General features: G+C 60.8%; 15 protein-coding genes. 5 read left to right on the top strand and 10 right to left on the bottom strand.

Features of this window, described 5'->3' with window-relative positions:
* Window position 1: 1 nt before the first annotated feature.
* The 3 genes from AC3A5O_RS01590 to gpmI all read right to left on the bottom strand — a co-directional run bounded on the left by AC3A5O_RS01590 (window position 2) and on the right by gpmI (window position 4,400).
* Entirely contained in the window at window positions 2-1,318 is a 1,317-nt protein-coding gene (locus tag AC3A5O_RS01590) for a S41 family peptidase (protein WP_122565246.1), read from the bottom strand.
* 32 nt (window positions 1,319-1,350) lie between these two features.
* Entirely contained in the window at window positions 1,351-2,643 is a 1,293-nt protein-coding gene (locus AC3A5O_RS01585; RefSeq protein ID WP_122565247.1) for a murein hydrolase activator EnvC family protein, read from the bottom strand.
* 227 nt (window positions 2,644-2,870) lie between these two features.
* Window positions 2,871-4,400, bottom strand: coding sequence for a 2,3-bisphosphoglycerate-independent phosphoglycerate mutase (gpmI, locus tag AC3A5O_RS01580; RefSeq protein WP_487752783.1), 1,530 nt, complete (start codon window positions 4,398-4,400; stop codon window positions 2,871-2,873).
* 152 nt (window positions 4,401-4,552) lie between these two features.
* Here gpmI and AC3A5O_RS01575 point away from each other — a divergent pair, with 152 nt between their 5' ends.
* Genes AC3A5O_RS01575 through secB form a run of 3 tightly spaced genes read left to right on the top strand, consistent with a single transcriptional unit; the run spans window position 4,553 to window position 5,744 of the window.
* Complete coding sequence (locus AC3A5O_RS01575; RefSeq protein WP_109751986.1) at window positions 4,553-4,966, top strand: rhodanese-like domain-containing protein; 414 nt, start codon at window positions 4,553-4,555, stop codon at window positions 4,964-4,966.
* Window position 4,967: 1 nt separating this feature from the next.
* A complete protein-coding gene (gene grxC, locus AC3A5O_RS01570; RefSeq protein ID WP_305469301.1) occupies window positions 4,968-5,222 on the top strand; it encodes a glutaredoxin 3 in 255 nt (84 codons plus the stop codon).
* Between the two features lie 39 nt (window positions 5,223-5,261).
* Window positions 5,262-5,744 (top strand): protein-export chaperone SecB, encoded by a 483-nt coding sequence (gene secB, locus AC3A5O_RS01565; protein WP_122565250.1) that lies wholly within the window; start codon window positions 5,262-5,264, stop codon window positions 5,742-5,744.
* Window positions 5,745-5,915: 171 nt separating this feature from the next.
* On the opposite strand, the gene trmL is transcribed toward secB, so the two are convergent.
* On the bottom strand, window positions 5,916-6,371 hold the full coding sequence (trmL, locus tag AC3A5O_RS01560) for a tRNA (uridine(34)/cytosine(34)/5-carboxymethylaminomethyluridine(34)-2'-O)-methyltransferase TrmL (RefSeq protein ID WP_487752782.1): 456 nt from the start codon (window positions 6,369-6,371) through the stop codon (window positions 5,916-5,918).
* Between trmL and AC3A5O_RS01555 the strand changes: the two genes are divergently transcribed.
* Complete coding sequence (locus AC3A5O_RS01555; RefSeq protein ID WP_122565252.1) at window positions 6,370-6,810, top strand: hypothetical protein; 441 nt, start codon at window positions 6,370-6,372, stop codon at window positions 6,808-6,810. The two genes, trmL and AC3A5O_RS01555, sit on opposite strands and share 2 nt — an antisense overlap.
* A gap of 493 nt (window positions 6,811-7,303) precedes the next feature.
* Here AC3A5O_RS01555 and ntrC read toward each other — a convergent pair whose 3' ends face one another.
* The 6 genes from ntrC to glnA all read right to left on the bottom strand — a co-directional run bounded on the left by ntrC (window position 7,304) and on the right by glnA (window position 13,757).
* Window positions 7,304-8,740: a nitrogen regulation protein NR(I) gene (gene ntrC, locus AC3A5O_RS01550; RefSeq protein WP_060739603.1), complete on the bottom strand. Its 1,437-nt coding sequence runs from the start codon at window positions 8,738-8,740 to the stop codon at window positions 7,304-7,306.
* Window positions 8,737-9,822, bottom strand: a complete 1,086-nt coding sequence (glnL, locus tag AC3A5O_RS01545) for a nitrogen regulation protein NR(II) (protein ID WP_122565253.1) — start codon at window positions 9,820-9,822, stop codon at window positions 8,737-8,739. Before glnL ends, ntrC begins: the two co-directional genes overlap by 4 nt.
* 253 nt (window positions 9,823-10,075) lie before the next feature.
* A complete protein-coding gene (locus tag AC3A5O_RS01540; protein WP_487752781.1) occupies window positions 10,076-10,696 on the bottom strand; it encodes a DUF4124 domain-containing protein in 621 nt (206 codons plus the stop codon).
* On the bottom strand, window positions 10,693-11,211 hold the full coding sequence (locus AC3A5O_RS01535; RefSeq protein WP_305469304.1) for a DUF4124 domain-containing protein: 519 nt from the start codon (window positions 11,209-11,211) through the stop codon (window positions 10,693-10,695). The genes AC3A5O_RS01540 and AC3A5O_RS01535 overlap by 4 nt, the downstream gene beginning before the upstream one ends.
* 454 nt (window positions 11,212-11,665) lie before the next feature.
* Window positions 11,666-12,229 (bottom strand): chorismate mutase, encoded by a 564-nt coding sequence (locus AC3A5O_RS01530; RefSeq protein ID WP_487752780.1) that lies wholly within the window; start codon window positions 12,227-12,229, stop codon window positions 11,666-11,668.
* A 121-nt stretch (window positions 12,230-12,350) separates the two neighbouring features.
* Window positions 12,351-13,757 carry a type I glutamate--ammonia ligase gene (glnA, locus tag AC3A5O_RS01525; RefSeq protein ID WP_014336114.1) on the bottom strand — a complete coding sequence of 469 codons (1,407 nt, stop codon included), beginning with the start codon at window positions 13,755-13,757 and terminating at the stop codon, window positions 12,351-12,353.
* 328 nt (window positions 13,758-14,085) lie between these two features.
* On the opposite strand from glnA, the gene thiI reads away from it, so the two are divergent.
* A complete protein-coding gene (gene thiI, locus AC3A5O_RS01520; protein WP_122565257.1) occupies window positions 14,086-15,540 on the top strand; it encodes a tRNA uracil 4-sulfurtransferase ThiI in 1,455 nt (484 codons plus the stop codon).
* Window positions 15,541-15,587 lie beyond the last annotated feature (47 nt).

The following is a 15,587-nucleotide window of genomic DNA, read 5'->3' as shown; positions in this document are numbered from 1 at the left end:
CTCAGCGGCCGGACGTGATGTTCAACCCTTTGAGCAAGCTCAAGGCCTGGGCCAACTGATAGTCGTCATCCTGCGGCATTGGCTTGGCCTTGGCGCCGGAACCGGTCGGTTTGTCGGCGCCGCCGTTGCCATTGCCCAGGTGACCTTGCAGGTCGGCTTCCTTGAAGTATTCGCTGTCCTGCTCATTGGTGATCTTGGCCTTGCGCACTTCGATGTCCGGGACAATGCCCTGGGCCTGGATGGAGCGGCCGTTGGGTGTGAAGTACAGCGCGGTGGTGATCTTCAGGGCACGGTCGTTGTTCAGTGGCAATACGGTCTGCACCGAGCCCTTGCCGAAACTGGTGGTGCCCATGACCACGCCACGCTTCTGGTCCTGCAGGGCACCGGCAACGATTTCCGAAGCCGAAGCGCTGCCGCCGTTGATCAGCACCACCAATGGCACAGCCTCGCTCAAATCGTTGCCGGTGGCCGAGAAGCGCAGTTCGGAATTGGCGATGCGGCCCTTGGTGTAGACAATCAGGCCCTTGGTGATGAAGTGATCCACCACTTCCACCGCCGACTGCAGCACGCCGCCGGGGTTGTTACGCAGGTCCAGGACCAGGCCGTTGAGTTTCTTGCCGTTGTCCTTGCGCATCTTGGCCAGGGCCTTGGCGACTTCTTCGCCGGTCTTGACCTGGAACTGGGTGATGCGGATGTAGCCGTAGCCCGACTCCAGCAACTGGCTCTTCACGCTCTTGACCTGGATGACCGCTCGCGTGAGGGTCACGTCGAAAGGTGTGCCGCCGTCGCGGACCAGGGTCAGGGTGATCTTCTGGCCGATCTTGCCGCGCATCTTGTCCACGGCTTCGGTCATGCTCTGGCCGCGGGTCGGTTGGCCGTTGATCTTGACGATGAAGTCACCGGCCTGGATGCCGGCCTTGGAAGCTGGGGTGTCGTCGATCGGCGAGACCACCTTGACGAAGCCGTCTTCGCTGCCGACCTCGATGCCCAGGCCACCGAACTCGCCGCTGGTGCTTTCCTGCAGCTCGGCAAAGTCTTCTGGCCCCAGGTAGGCCGAGTGCGGGTCAAGGTTGCTGAGCATGCCTTTGATGGCGTTCTCCAGCAGCACCTTGTCATCCACCGGTTCCACGTAGGCGGCCTTGATCCGGTCCATGACCTCGGCAAAGGTGCGCAGTTCGTCCAGCGGTAGCGGGGCCTTGGTGGTCGCGGCCGTGGCGGCGGGGGCCGACGGGGCCGGTTCGGCGGCGAAAGCCAGGGGCGCACCGATCACGAGGGCGATCGTCAGGGCCAGCGAGGTAAGGCGGGACAAATGCAGCATGTCGAACGAACTCCTTAATAGGATGGGCGCGCTTATCCTTGCGCACGACACCATTGGGCCGGGTCGCTGGGGCGACCCTGCTGACGAATAGCGAAATACAGTGCGGGCGTATCCTGCCCGCCACTGTTACCGACCGTGGAGATGGACTCACCGGCCTTGACCACATCGCCCGCGGCCTTGAGCAGGGTCTGGTTGTGGCCGTACAGGCTCAAATAACCGTTGCCGTGATCCAGAATCACCAGCAGGCCGGCACCGCGCAGCCAATCGGCGAATACCACGCGCCCGCCATGCACGGCATGCACCTGGCTGCCGGCGGAGGCGCTGATCATCACCCCGTCCCACTTGGTGCGGGTGTCGTCGCCGCGGGTTTCACCGAAGCGTGCAAGCAATCGACCATTGACCGGCCATGGAAGTTTGCCTCGTGCCGAAGCAAAAGCGCCGCCGAAGGTTTCGCCGTCACTGGAAACCAGCGCACCGGGGCTGGACTTTGCCGGCTTGCGCGGTGCGTCACCGGCGTCCGCGTCGGCCTGGGCTTCACGCAAACGCTTTTTTTCGGCTTCCTGCTGGGCGATCAGCGCTTTCTGGCGCGCTTCTTCCGCCTCTCGGGCCTGGCGGGCCAGGGTCTCTTCGATGGTTTTCAACACATTGGCCAGTTCGGCCTGGTCCTGCTCGCGGGCCTTGAGCTTGCTGTCGCGGGCCTTCACGTCGTCGTTGAGCTTGGCCAGGGCCACTTGGCGTTCCTTGCGAACCTTCTCGAGTTCTTCGCGCTGGGTGTCGAGGCTGCTTTTCTGCACCAACAACTGGGCCTGCTGCAGCTCGATGTCTTTTTCGACATTGGCCAGCTGGCGCAAGGTTTCGTTGAAGTTCTTGAGCTGTTCCAGGCGGGCCTGGCTCAGGTAATCGTAATAGGTGAGGGTACGGGCGAATTTCTCGGGGTTCTGCTGGTTGAGCAGCAGCTTGAGGTATTCCTGGCGGCCGTTCTGGTAGGCGGCCCGGGCCTGGATGGCGATCAGCTTTTGCTGTTCAGTGCGCGCGCTCTGGAGTTTTTTTTTCTCTCCATCGAGCCGCTGCAGCTCGGATTCGCTTTTCTTCAGCTCTTTTTGCAGGGCGTCGACCTGCTTCTCCAGCTTGCCCATCTCGGTTTCGGTGCCGCGCAGGTCTTTCTGCACGCTGGATTTCTCTTCCTGCAACTTGCCCAGCAGCTTTTTCAGCTCGGCAATGTCCTGGCGCGTGGCTTCCAACTGCTGTTGGGTTTGCGCGCGCTCGTCGGCAAAGGCCGGTTGGAGCAAGCAGGTCAGAGCGAGGGCTATCAGGACGCGAAGCATAGAGGCGGGCGACACCAGGGAAAGGGACGGCCTAGTATGCCCGCCCCAGGCTGCAAAAAAAACGCCCATTTGGGACTGTGTGATAACTGGCCCAAAAAACACCAGAAACCAATGTGGGAGCGAGCTTGCTCGCGATGGCGCCAGCACATTCAACAAAGATGTTGATTGGAAGATCGCTATCGCGAGCAAGCTCGCTCCCACAGGGTTTGCGGTGATTGATGGATCAATCAGACCAGGATCGAAGTCCCGGTCATCTCCGCCGGCTTCTCCATGCCCAGCAACATCAGCATCGTCGGTGCGACATCGGCCAGCACGCCACCGTCGCGAACCTTGAAGCCGCGCTTGCCGACATAGATGAACGGCACCGGTTCAGTGGTGTGGGCGGTGTGGGCCTGGCCGGTGGATTCGTCGGACATCTGCTCGACGTTGCCGTGGTCAGCCGTGATCAATGCTTCGCCGCCAACCTTTTCCAGGGCCTCGACGATGCGGCCAACGCAGGTATCCAGGCATTCCACGGCCTTGACCGCCGCGTCGAACACACCGCTGTGGCCCACCATGTCGCCGTTGGCGTAGTTGACCACGATCACGTCGTAACGCTGGTTTTCGATGGCGTCGACGATGCGGTCGGTCACTTCCGGCGCGCTCATCTCCGGTTGCAGGTCGTAGGTGGCGACTTTCGGCGAAGGGATCAGGATGCGTTCTTCGCCCGGGAAGGGTTCTTCACGGCCGCCGGAGAAAAAGAACGTCACGTGGGCGTATTTTTCGGTCTCGGCAATGCGCAGTTGGGTCTTGCCGTTTTTCGCCAGGTAGTCGCCCAGCACGTTTTCCAGGCTGCCGGCGGCGAAGGCCGATGGCGCGGGAATGCTGGCGGCGTATTGGGTCAGCATCACGAAACCGGCCAGTTTTGGCTGGCGGGCGCGCTCGAATTCCTTGAAATCGTCTTCGACAAACACCCGGGTCAGCTCGCGGGCGCGGTCGGCGCGGAAGTTCATGAACACCACGGCGTCGCCATCTTCGACTTTCACCGGCTCGCCGATAGTGGTGGCCTTGACGAATTCGTCGCTTTCGCCGCGCTCGTAGGCGGCTTGCAGGCCTTCCTGGGCGGTGGCGGCGTTGAATTCGGCGTTGCCGTCGACGATCAGGTTATAGGCCTGGGACACGCGGTCCCAACGGTTGTCACGGTCCATGGCGTAGTAGCGGCCGACGAGGCTGGCGATGCGCCCCTTGCCGAGGGCCTGGAACGTTGCGTCCAACAGCTCGATCGACGACGTGGCGCTTTTCGGCGGGGTGTCGCGGCCATCGAGGAACGCGTGCAGGTAGATCTTCTCGGCGCCGCGCTTGGCAGCCAGTTCGGCCATGGCGACCAGGTGGTCCTGGTGGCTGTGCACGCCACCGTCGGACAGCAGGCCCATGAAGTGCACGGCCTTGTCGGCGGCCACGGCTTTATCCACGGCGGCGCAGATAGTGGGGTTTTCGAAGAACTCACCATCGCGGATCGATTTGGTCACGCGGGTGAAGTCCTGGTACACCACGCGGCCTGCGCCGAGGTTCATGTGGCCGACTTCGGAGTTGCCCATCTGCCCGTCCGGCAGGCCGACGTCCATGCCGCTGCCGGAGATCAGGCCGTTGGGCACGGTGGCCCACAAACGGTCCAGCACAGGCTTGTTGGCCGAATACACGGCGTTGGATTCGTGGCTTTCACTGTGACCGAAGCCGTCGAGAATCATCAGGACCAAAGGTTTAGGCGTGGTAGTCATGGAATCCACTCGTGGCGGGTTAAAAGAAGACGATGGAAAAGGGACGGGCAGTTTAAAGGTAAGTTCCGGCGGCGTCACCGCCGGGCGGGGTTTGGCCGGCCTTGCGTGCTGTGTATACTGGCCGACATTTTAACGCCCTGGAACCTCCTTCGATGGTTGCTCACCTGATTCAATTTGCCACTAACCACTACATTCTCGTCGGTATCTTCGTCGTGCTGCTGGCGTTGCTGGTTGCCCACACGATGCAGGGCGGCGGCCGCAGCCTGAGCACCGGCGAACTGACCGCGTTGGTCAACAAGGACGCCGGCGTGGTGGTGGACATCCGCCCGAGCAAGGATTACGCCGCTGGTCACATTGTCGGGGCGGTGAACATTCCCCAGGACAAATTGATCGCCCGCATCGGCGAACTGGAAAAACACAAGGCCAAGACGCTGATCCTGGTGGACGCCCAGGGCCAGCATGCCGGCACCCACGCCCGCGAGCTGATGAAATCCGGCTTCACCGCTGCCAAGCTGTCCGGTGGCGTTGCCAGCTGGAAAGCCGACAATCTGCCCCTGGTGAAGTGAAATGCCCCACGTTGTTGTCTATTCCAGCGATTACTGCCCCTATTGCTCCAGAGCGAAGTTCCTGCTCCAGAACAAAGGCGTGGCCTTCGAAGAGATCAAGGTCGACGGCAAGCCGCAACTGCGCGCCGAAATGACCCAGAAGGCCGGACGCACGTCCGTGCCGCAGATCTGGATCGGCAGCACCCACGTGGGCGGTTGCGATGATCTGTTCGCCCTGGACCGCGCCGGCAAGCTCGACGCGCTGCTCAAGGCCTGAATTTCCCACTAAAGAACCTGAAAGTAAGAAGGATCTGCGATGACTGACCAACAGAACACAGCTGCCAGCGAAGAAGAAACCGCACCGCAATTCTCCTTGCAGCGCATTTATGTACGTGACCTGTCCTTCGAAGCCCCGAAAAGCCCGGCGATCTTTCGCCAGCAGTGGGAGCCGAGCGTAGGCCTGGACCTGAACACCCGTCAGAAAGCCCTGGAAGATGACTTCCACGAAGTGGTGCTGACCCTGTCGGTGACCGTGAAGAACGGTGATGAAGTGGCGTTCATCGCCGAAGTGCAGCAGGCCGGGATCTTCCTGATCAAGAACCTGGATGCTCCTTCGATGAGCCACACCCTGGGTGCCTTCTGCCCGAACATCCTGTTCCCTTATGCCCGTGAAACCCTGGACAGCCTGGTGACCCGCGGCTCATTCCCGGCCCTGATGCTGGCTCCGGTGAACTTCGATGCCCTGTATGCGCAAGAACTGCAGCGCATGCAACAAGAAGGCGGCGCGACCGTTCAGTAAGCGGCGCTGCCAGCCCCGGCACAAAACTGTGGGAGCGAGCCCTGTGGGAGCTGAGCTTGCTCGCGATGAACGATGACGCGGTTTTGCAGTTGAACCGTGTCGACCTCATCGCGAGCAAGCTCAGCTCCCACAGGCTCGTTCCCACAGGTGTTTCTGGCCGACAGCCAGGGCTCAGGCGAAACCGTTCTGCCGCCACGCCTCATAAACCGCCACCGCCACGGTATTGGACAGGTTTAGGCTGCGGCAGCCTTCGCGCATCGGCAGGCGCAGGCGCTGCTCGGCGGGCAGGGCGTCCAGTACGTCGGCCGGCAGGCCACGGCTTTCCGGGCCGAACAGGAACGCATCGCCGGCGACGAAGCTGGCCTCGTGGAACGGCCGCGAACCCTTGGTGGTAAAGGCGAACAGGCGCGGATGCCCGAGGCTTTCCAGACAACTGGCGAGATCGGCGTGACGCTGCAAGGTGGCATACTCGTGGTAGTCGAGGCCGGCGCGGCGCAGGCGCTTGTCGTCCATGTCAAAGCCCAGCGGTTCGATCAAATGCAGGTGGCAGCCGCTGTTGGCGCACAGCCTGATGACGTTGCCGGTATTTGGCGGAATTTCCGGTTGAAAAAGGATGACGTGAAACATGCACGGCTCCGCAGATAAAGATGAGCGGCATTCTACGCCGCAAACCGACCGACGTTCGAAGCTAATGCTTCGGGTGATGGGCTCTTTGGCTATCTTCGGCATGATGGTTGGGCTGATGATTGGGCGCCTGACCACGCCCGACCCGAGCGCGTTGCAACAGGTCGAGGTGACAGACGGAACGCTGGTGGCCTGGTTCAACAATGAACCCAAGCTCCATGGAGAAATTGTCGACGGCTCAGTGGCGCTACTGTTTCAAGCAGAAGGCCGGCCGCAGAAGGGCCAACTCAAGCTCAACGGCAAGGATGTGAACTGGCGGGTGCGTTTGAGTGACAAGGGATTGTTGCTGACGCTGGTAGCGGCGCGTCCGTTGCGAGGGGAGTGGACCGGCAGCGAAGTGGATGATCGCTGGCGGCTGGAGGTCCGTCTCCAGGAGCAATAAAAGAGGGAATCCCCGGCCTGCCTGTACCAAGGTCCCCAAAACGGGAGGGCTGCGCTTAGCGCATGGCCCTGAGTGTAAAGAAGGGAAACCTTGACCTGCCTGTATCAAGGCCCCCAAAACAGTGGGCTCGCTGAGCCCGTATAAAATGGGGAATCCCCGGCCTGCCTGTACCAAGGTCCCCGAAACTGGGTAGTGATCTAGCTATTGCAGGGGGCGTGCCAGTTTTTAATGGCTTGTCACAAAAAAGCTTCTAGTGAGGTTGAAAGCCCCGTATTTCGGGGCTTTGGCTTTTGTTTGTGCGGTTTTTCGGGTTGGATCGATTGGGTTTTGGCGTGTAGTGCATGTGCAATTGCGGTTCGCCGTGCATTGATGCGGTGCATGAAGCCTTCAAAAGCATCGCGAGCAAGCTCGCTCCCACAAGGGAAACGCAACTCCTGTGGGAGCGAGCTTGCTCGCGATTGGCCTTCAAGATCAGCGAAGGGCTAGAGGCTGATCAGCCCTCATCCCCGTCATCATCATCCCCACCATCGACCTTCATCCCCAACTCCTTGATCTTGCGGGTCAAGGTGTTGCGGCCCCAGCCCAGCAGCACGGCGGCGTCGCGGCGGCGGCCGGCGGTATGCTTGAGGGCGGTTTCGATCATGATCCGCTCGAACGCCGGCACGGCGCTGTCCAACAGGCTCGACTGACCGCGGGCCAGGGCCTGGTCAGCCCACTGGCGCAGGGCTTGCTCCCAGTTGGTCACGGGGGCCGAATCCTGCGGCAGGCTCAACAACTCCGGCGGCAGGTCGCTGATGTGCACTTCGCGACCCGAAGCCATCACCGTGATCCAGCGGCAGGTGTTCTCCAGCTGGCGCACGTTGCCCGGCCACGGCAGGTTCTTGAGGTATTCCTCGGTTTCGCTCTTGAGCAGCTTGGGCTCGACCGCCAGTTCCTGGGCTGCGCGGCTGAGGAAGTGCCGGGCCAGGGTCGGGATGTCTTCGCGACGATCCGCCAGGCGCGGGATATGAATCCGGATCACGTTCAGGCGGTGGAACAAGTCCTCACGGAATTTGCCGGCGTGGACCAGGGTTTCCAGGTTCTGGTGGGTCGCGGCAATAATGCGCACGTCCACCTTGACCGGCGTATGGCCGCCAACCCGATAGAACTCGCCATCGGCCAGCACGCGCAGCAAGCGGGTCTGGGTGTCGGCCGGCATGTCGCCGATTTCATCGAGGAACAACGTGCCGCCGTCGGCTTGCTCGAAGCGCCCGCGCCGCAGGTTGGCCGCGCCGGTGAACGCACCTTTTTCGTGGCCGAACAGTTCGGACTCCATCAGGTCCTTGGGAATCGCCGCCATGTTCAGCGCGATGAACGGCGACGCCGCCCGTGGACTGTGGCGGTGCAGGGCGTGGGCCACCAGTTCCTTACCGGTGCCCGACTCGCCGTTGATCAGCACAGTGATGTTGGAGTGGCTCAAGCGGCCGATGGCGCGAAACACTTCCTGCATCGCCGGCGCTTCGCCGATGATTTCCGGGGTGCGGGCCAGGGCCGGCACCTCTTCCATGCCCTGTTGTTCCTGGGCATGTTGATTGGCGCGCTTGACCAGCGACACGGCTTCGTCGACGTCGAATGGTTTGGGCAGGTATTCAAAGGCCCCACCCTGGTAGGACGCCACGGCGCTGTCCAGGTCGGAATGGGCGGTCATGATGATCACCGGCAGCCGCGGATGCTGTTCGCGAATCCGCGCCAACAGGTCCAGGCCGCTGGCGCCCGGCATGCGGATGTCGGAGATGATGACGTCCGGTTGCTGACGCGCCAGGCGACTCATCACCCCATCCGCGCTGTCGAAGCTCTGGGTGGTCATGCCTTCCTGTTGCAAGGCTTTTTCCAGGACCCAACGGATAGAACGGTCGTCATCGACGATCCACACGGTTTCACTACGGCTCATGTCGATGTGGCTCCTTGTTCCAGTGGCAGGAAGATCGAGAAGGTGGTGTGGCCGGGGTGGCTCTCACACTCGATCAAGCCCTGATGCTGACTGATGATGTTCTGGGTAATGGCCAGGCCCAGCCCGGTACCGTCCGGACGGCCGCTGACCATGGGGAAAAAGATGGTTTCCTGCAGCTCGGCAGGGATGCCCGGGCCGTTGTCGATGATTTCGATCTTGGTCACCAGGCGATGACGCACGTGGCCAATGGTGAACTGGCGCATGGCGCGGGTACGCAAACTGATGCGGCCCAGGCGCAGTTCGTTCTGGCTGCTGATGGCCTGCATCGCATTTCGCACGATGTTCAGCACGGCCTGGATCATCTGCTCGCGGTCGATCAAGACGTCGGGAATGCTCGGGTCATAGTCGCGCACCAAGGTGATGCAGCCCTGGCTTTCCGCTTCCACCAGGCTGCTGACGCGCTCCAGCACTTCATGGACGTTGCACATCGCCAGGGACGGCAGCTTGTTCGAGCCGAGCATGCGGTCCACCAGGTTCCGCAGGCGGTCGGCTTCCTCGATGATGACGTTGGTGTAGTCCTTGAGGCTCTCTTCCGGCAGTTCGCGGGCGAGCAACTGCGCCGCGCCACGTATTCCGCCGAGAGGGTTCTTGATCTCGTGGGCGAGGCCGCGCACCAGCATCTTGCTGGTTTCCTGTTTGGACAATTGCGCCTCTTCCTTGGTGATGCGCAGCAAGCGATCACGCGGGTGGACTTCCAGCAGCAGCAAGGTGGCGCCGTTGTTGAGGATCGGCGTGACCGCGTAATCCACGGTCAGGGTCTGGCCGGTCAGGGCGGTGAGCATCGCCTCGCGCTTGGTGAACGGGTGGGCCTGCTCCACCGCCTGGCGCAGGGAATTGAGCGCTTCGGCGGATTCGGTGAACAACTCGCTGATGAACTGCCCGTGGCTGCGCTGGCCGCTGACAGCCAGGAGCATCTCCGCCGCTGGGTTCATGTATTCGAGGCGCAGTTCGGCGTCGAGCAGAAGGGTCGCGGTGGTGAGGTTGTCGAGCAGCAAGCGGTGTAGTGCGTCGCTAATGGTCATCAGGACCTCTTTTGGAGCGTAGCAATTCGGGACCGGTCCCAAATTGCGCGCGCGATTGATGCGCTGTTGCTAGGAAAATGCAAAAACCAAACCAAGGCTCCGAAAAGAAGCGTTTAGAGCCTCAAAAGGGTGTTTTTCGGTCGGCTGCGTGGCGTTCTGCCAGCTTTTTCGGGTACTTTCGAACCAAAATGGGTGTTGGGTCTGGGAAGCGTGCAAGCTATTGCACCAATATAGTGCGCAAGCTTGGCCGGCGTTAGAAGAACGGCAAGATGCTGCTTTTTTCTTCTTCAGGCTTTTCGGCGAGGGGGCACTCGGGGCGCTGACCGTAATCGGCCGTGGCACAGGGCTTGACGCGGCGCTTCTGCGCCAGGGACATGCGCTGCATGTGGAAGGGCTGGTTGGCGGTGCGTTCGACGATACGGTCCTGCTCGTCGAGGATTTCGACCGCCAGATGATGGGTGCCTCGATCAATGTTGCTCAAGGCAAACACCGGGCTCGGCCCCGGTGCGCCCGTTGGCTTGCCGTCGAGCAACAGGCGGTAGCGGTGGCCTTTTTTCAGGCCGGGTTCGCTGGTGACACTGACGATCAGTTCGCCTGCGGTGCTGCGTATCGTTGCGTCCGGCTCGGGAATCAACAGCCTGAGCATTTCGTAATGAAACAGCGGCTCGGGCTGGGCTTGGGCCGCGGGTGCCGAGGTTGTACCCGTGGGCGCCGGCATCCGGTTGCCGGGTGGCAGTTGGACTTTCTTTGCGTTGCCGGGGCGCGGCTGATCGGTGAACACGCGATTGCCCTGGGCATCGATGTAGGTATAGACCTGCGCCATCCCGGGCAGCGCCGTCAGCGCCAGGCCCAGCGCAAGCCACCCACGGATCATGGTTGGTGCACCCGTTGTACGGTGAAGGTGACGGTTTCGCTTTGCTGCACGAGGTTGTCGCCGTCGACAACTTGAACCGCCAGGCTGTGCTCGCCCCGATCGATATTCACCAATTGCAGGCGCGGTACGTTGCTCGGCTGGCCGTAGGGCTGCCCGTCCAGCAGCAACCGGAACAGATGCGGACTGCGCAGGCGCGGTTGAGCGTGCACGCTAACGGTGAAGGTGCCGTTGTTGGCGCGCAGGGCCTCGTCGGTGGGGATGTCGGTCAGTTCCAGGATTTCGTAGGCATCGCGCGGTTCTTCGCTGTTGGCGGAGGGCGTAGGTGTGCTCGGGCTGGCCGGGGATTGGCGCTCGATGCTGTTGAGCGGCGGCAACTCTACCGTCTGGGCCGGGACGCCTTGGGGCGGTTGGTTGCTGTAGGCGGTGTTGCCCTCGGCGTCGGTGTACTTGTAGATCTGCGCGGCGGCGGGCAGAGCCAGTAGCAACAACAGGATGATTGAAAAACCACGACCCATGAAAATCGACCGAAAGCGAAAAGTGATGGGTGCAGCATAGGCTAGGCGGCGCGGATGGCCCAAGTTGTCGCCCCCAATCCCCTGTGGGAGCGCGCTTGCTCGCGATGGCGGTGTGTCAGTCACTGAGGTGCTGAATGTGCTGGTCCCATCCCGAGCAAGCTCGCTCCCACATTGGATCTGTGGTGTTCATAGCCTTTATGGCCGACGCTGGATCCCTGTGGGAGCGAGCTTGCTCGCGATGGCAGTGTGTCAGTCACTGAGGTGCTGAATGTGCTGGCCTCATCGCGAGCAAGCTCGCTCCCACATTGGATCTGTGGTGTTCACAGCCTTTATGCCCGACGCTGGATCCCTGTGGGAGCGAGCTTGCTCGCGATGGCGGTGTGTCAGTCACTGAGGTGCTGAATGTGCTGGCCTCATCGCGAGCAAGCTCGCTCCCACAGGGGAAGGGGCTGTCTTAAGCTTTTTTTGAAATGCACAGCTCTCCGGTTGCCCGGATCAGGGCAAGCCGGTGCACCGGGTGCTGTTTGTTGTGGTGGGTGGCTCGGGCCAGCCATTGCGGGCACTGCGGGTCGGTGCGGTAGGGGGCGAAGTCGGCCAATTGTTGCAGCAGGCGTTTTTGCAGGCGGTCGAGCTGCGGGCGGATCTGCCCCACCAGGTCCGGGCGCGGAAGGTCCGGGGCCTTGCCGTCCAGAGCCCAGTCGGACAAGTTGATGTATTGCACCATTTTGTTGGCTTCTATCTGGGCGGCGAAAAACGCTTCCACGGTTTCGCTACTCAGCTTGTAGACCGGTGCCTGGGCGACGGCGGCGGCAATGACTTCACGCTCGCGCTGACGGTCCTCTACGGGTTTGCCACTGTCCCATTTGCTCAGCGCTACTTGATCGGCGATGGCCAGGCGTTCGCCAATGGCGTTAAGCAGCGGGATCAGGGCCTCAGGAGCGTGAGTCGAGGCAGCTTCGGCGGTGGTAGCCAGCAGTGCGGCAGACAGGGCAAGGCAGAGCTTGAAGCGCAAAGTCATGGGCAGTCTCGTCTTCTATGGGGAGCGATGGGGCATCATGCACGTAACCGGCGCCCATGAAAAAGGCCTCCCGAAGGAGGCCTTTCTTTATTTCACGCCGTGCGTGGCGGCGCTTACTGGATTAGCAGCTGTAGTACAGCTCGTATTCCAGTGGGTGTACGAAGGTGCGAACCTTGATTTCTTCTTCGCTTTTCAGTGCGATGTAAGCGTCGATGAAGTCATCGCTGAATACGCCGCCCTTGGTCAGGAACGCACGGCCCTTGTCCAGCTCTTCCAGGGCTTCTTTCAGGCTGCCACACACCTGTGGGATTTCCTTGGCCTCTTCAGGCGGCAGGTCATACAGGTTTTTGTCAGCGGCATCGCCAGGGTGGATCTTGTTCTGGATACCGTCCAGACCGGCCATCATCAGTGCAGCGAAGGCCAGGTACGGGTTGGCCGCCGGATCCGGGAAGCGTGCTTCGATACGGCGAGCCTTAGGGCTGTTCACGTAAGGAATACGGATCGAGGCGGAACGGTTGCGAGCCGAGTAGGCCAGCATGACCGGAGCTTCGAAGCCTGGAACCAGACGCTTGTAGGAGTTGGTCGACGGGTTGGTGAAGCCGTTCAGGGCCTTACCGTGCTTGATGATACCGCCGATGAAGTACAGGGCGGTGTCCGACAGACCGGCATAGCCTTCGCCTGCGAAGGTGTTCTTGCCGTCCTTGGAGATCGACATGTGAACGTGCATGCCCGAACCGTTGTCGCCGTACAGAGGCTTCGGCATGAAGGTCGCGGTGCGGCCGTAGGCGTCGGCAACGTTGTGTACGCAGTACTTGAGGGTCTGTACTTCGTCAGCCTTCTTGACCAGCGTGTTGAATTTCACGCCGATTTCGTTCTGGCCGGCAGTCGCCACTTCGTGGTGGTGAACTTCGACGGTCTGGCCCATTTCTTCCAGTGCGTTGCACATGGAGGTACGGATTTCGTGGTCGAAGTCGAACGGTGGGACCGGGAAGTAACCGCCTTTGATGCCTGGACGGTGGCCTTTGTTGCCGCCTTCCACGTCCTGGTCGGACATCCACGAACCTTGTTCGGAGAAGATCTTGAACATGGAGCCGGAGATGTCGGACTTGAATTTGACCGAGTCGAAGATGAAGAACTCAGGCTCAGGACCGAAGAAAGCGGTGTCGCCGATGCCGGTGGACTTCAGGTATTCCTCGGCGCGGTGGGCGATGGCGCGTGGGTCGCGGTCATAGCCTTGCATGGTCGAAGGTTCGATGATGTCGCAGACCAGGATCAGGGTCGGCTCTTCGGTGAACGGGTCCAGGACGGCGGTTTCGTCGTCCGGCATCAGGATCATGTCGGAGGCTTCGATGCCTTTCCAGCCGGAGATGGAGGAGCCGTCGAACATTTTCCCGATTTCAAAGAATTCGTCGTCCAGCGCATCACGGGCCGGCATGGTCACGTGATGTTGAGTACCTTTGGTGTCAGTGAAGCGCAGATCAATCCACTTGACGTCATGATCTTTGATGAGTTGAACCGACTTCGACATATGTCCTCCGGGTGGCTTCGGGCGGGTAGTGGAGTGCCCTTAGATATGGGTGATGCCGGCGCGAATACTCTGCCAAGGCAACCTGCCTCACAAGGGAGCAAATTGCATGCCAGTGCCCCAGCATGGGTTTTTTGCACCAAATCCAGGCTTTTAATGGCGTAAATCAAAGATTGTCAGACAATAACGCACTGCAATGTAGCGCCGCCAATCGATAATGACCTGTTTTGGTGCATCTAAAACCATCTGCACATAAACTGGTTAAACCTTGAGCAATTTCCGCTATAATCCGCGCCCCCCTTTTTCGGCTGGCCGTTCGCGCGCTGTTTTCATGAAACTAATCGTAAAAGTCTTCCCCGAGATCACCATCAAGAGCCGCCCGGTACGGATGCGTTTCATCCGCCAGTTGGCCAAGAACATCCGTGCCGTGCTCCGAGACCTGGACCCGGCCGTGGTGGTGAATGGCGTGTGGGACAACCTCGAACTGGAAACCCGTGTCAGCGAACCCAAGCTCCTCAAGGAAATGACCGAGCGCCTGAGCTGCATGCCGGGCATCGCGCATTTTTTGCAAGTCGATGAATACCCGCTGGGGGATTTCGACGACATCCTGGCCAAGTGCATGCTCCATTATGGTGACGCGCTGGCTGGCAAGATTTTTTCGGTGCGTTGCAAGCGTGCCGGCAAACACCCGTTCAGCTCGATGGACGTGGAGAAATACGTCGGCAGCCAGTTGCGTCGGCAATGCGGCGCGGCCGGTATTTCGTTGAAAGACCCGGAAATCGAAGTGCGCATCGAAATTCGCGACCAGCGGTTGTTCGTGATCCACAGCCAGCACAACAGCATCGGCGGTTATCCGCTGGGTTCGCTGGAGCAGACCCTGGTGCTGATGTCCGGTGGCTTCGACTCCACGGTGGCCGCCTACCAGATCATGCGTCGCGGGTTGATGAGCCATTTCTGCTTCTTCAACCTCGGCGGACGTGCCCATGAATTGGGCGTGATGGAAGTGGCGCACTTCATCTGGAAGAAGTACGGCAGCTCCCAACGCGTGTTATTTGTGAGTGTGCCGTTCGAGGAAGTCCTGGGCGAGATTCTCGGCAAAGTCGATAACAGTCATATGGGCGTCATTTTGAAGCGTATGATGTTGCGCGCCGCTTCACGAATTGCCGACCGCCTGCAAATCGATGCGCTGGTGACCGGCGAGGCGATCTCCCAGGTGTCGAGCCAGACGTTGCCGAATCTGTCGGTGATCGACTGCGTGACCGAGAAGCTGGTCTTGCGTCCACTGATCGCCAGCCACAAGCAGGACATCATCGACCAGGCCAACGAAATCGGCACCGCCGAGTTTGCCCGGCACATGCCGGAGTACTGCGGCGTCATCTCGGTCAATCCGAAGACGGCGGCCAAGCGCGGGCGGGTGGAGCACGAAGAGAAAGAATTCGACATGGCGGTGCTCGAGCGAGCGCTCGAAAACGCCAGGCTGGTGCCAATCGATCGGGTTATCGATGAATTGGGCCAGGACATACAAATTGAAGAAGTCGGCGAAGCGCTGGCCGGTCAGATCATCATCGACATCCGTCACCCGGACGACGCTGAAGACGACCCGCTGAGTATCGCCGGCATCGAGGTACAAACGATGCCGTTCTATGCAGTGAACGCGCGTTTCAAGGAACTGGACCCTACTCGCCAGTACCTGCTGTATTGCGACAAAGGCGTGATGAGTCGCCTGCATGCCCACCATTTGCTCAGTGAGGGGCATGCCAATGTGCGCGTTTATCGACCGAGCTAAGTGCCCGGGGCTGTTTGCCTGTGGCCTGCGTCACCGGCCCCCCGACG

Source organism: Pseudomonas sp. Soil_N_39 (assembly GCF_057655955.1).
This window is presented reverse-complemented; position numbering and strand designations above follow the sequence as displayed.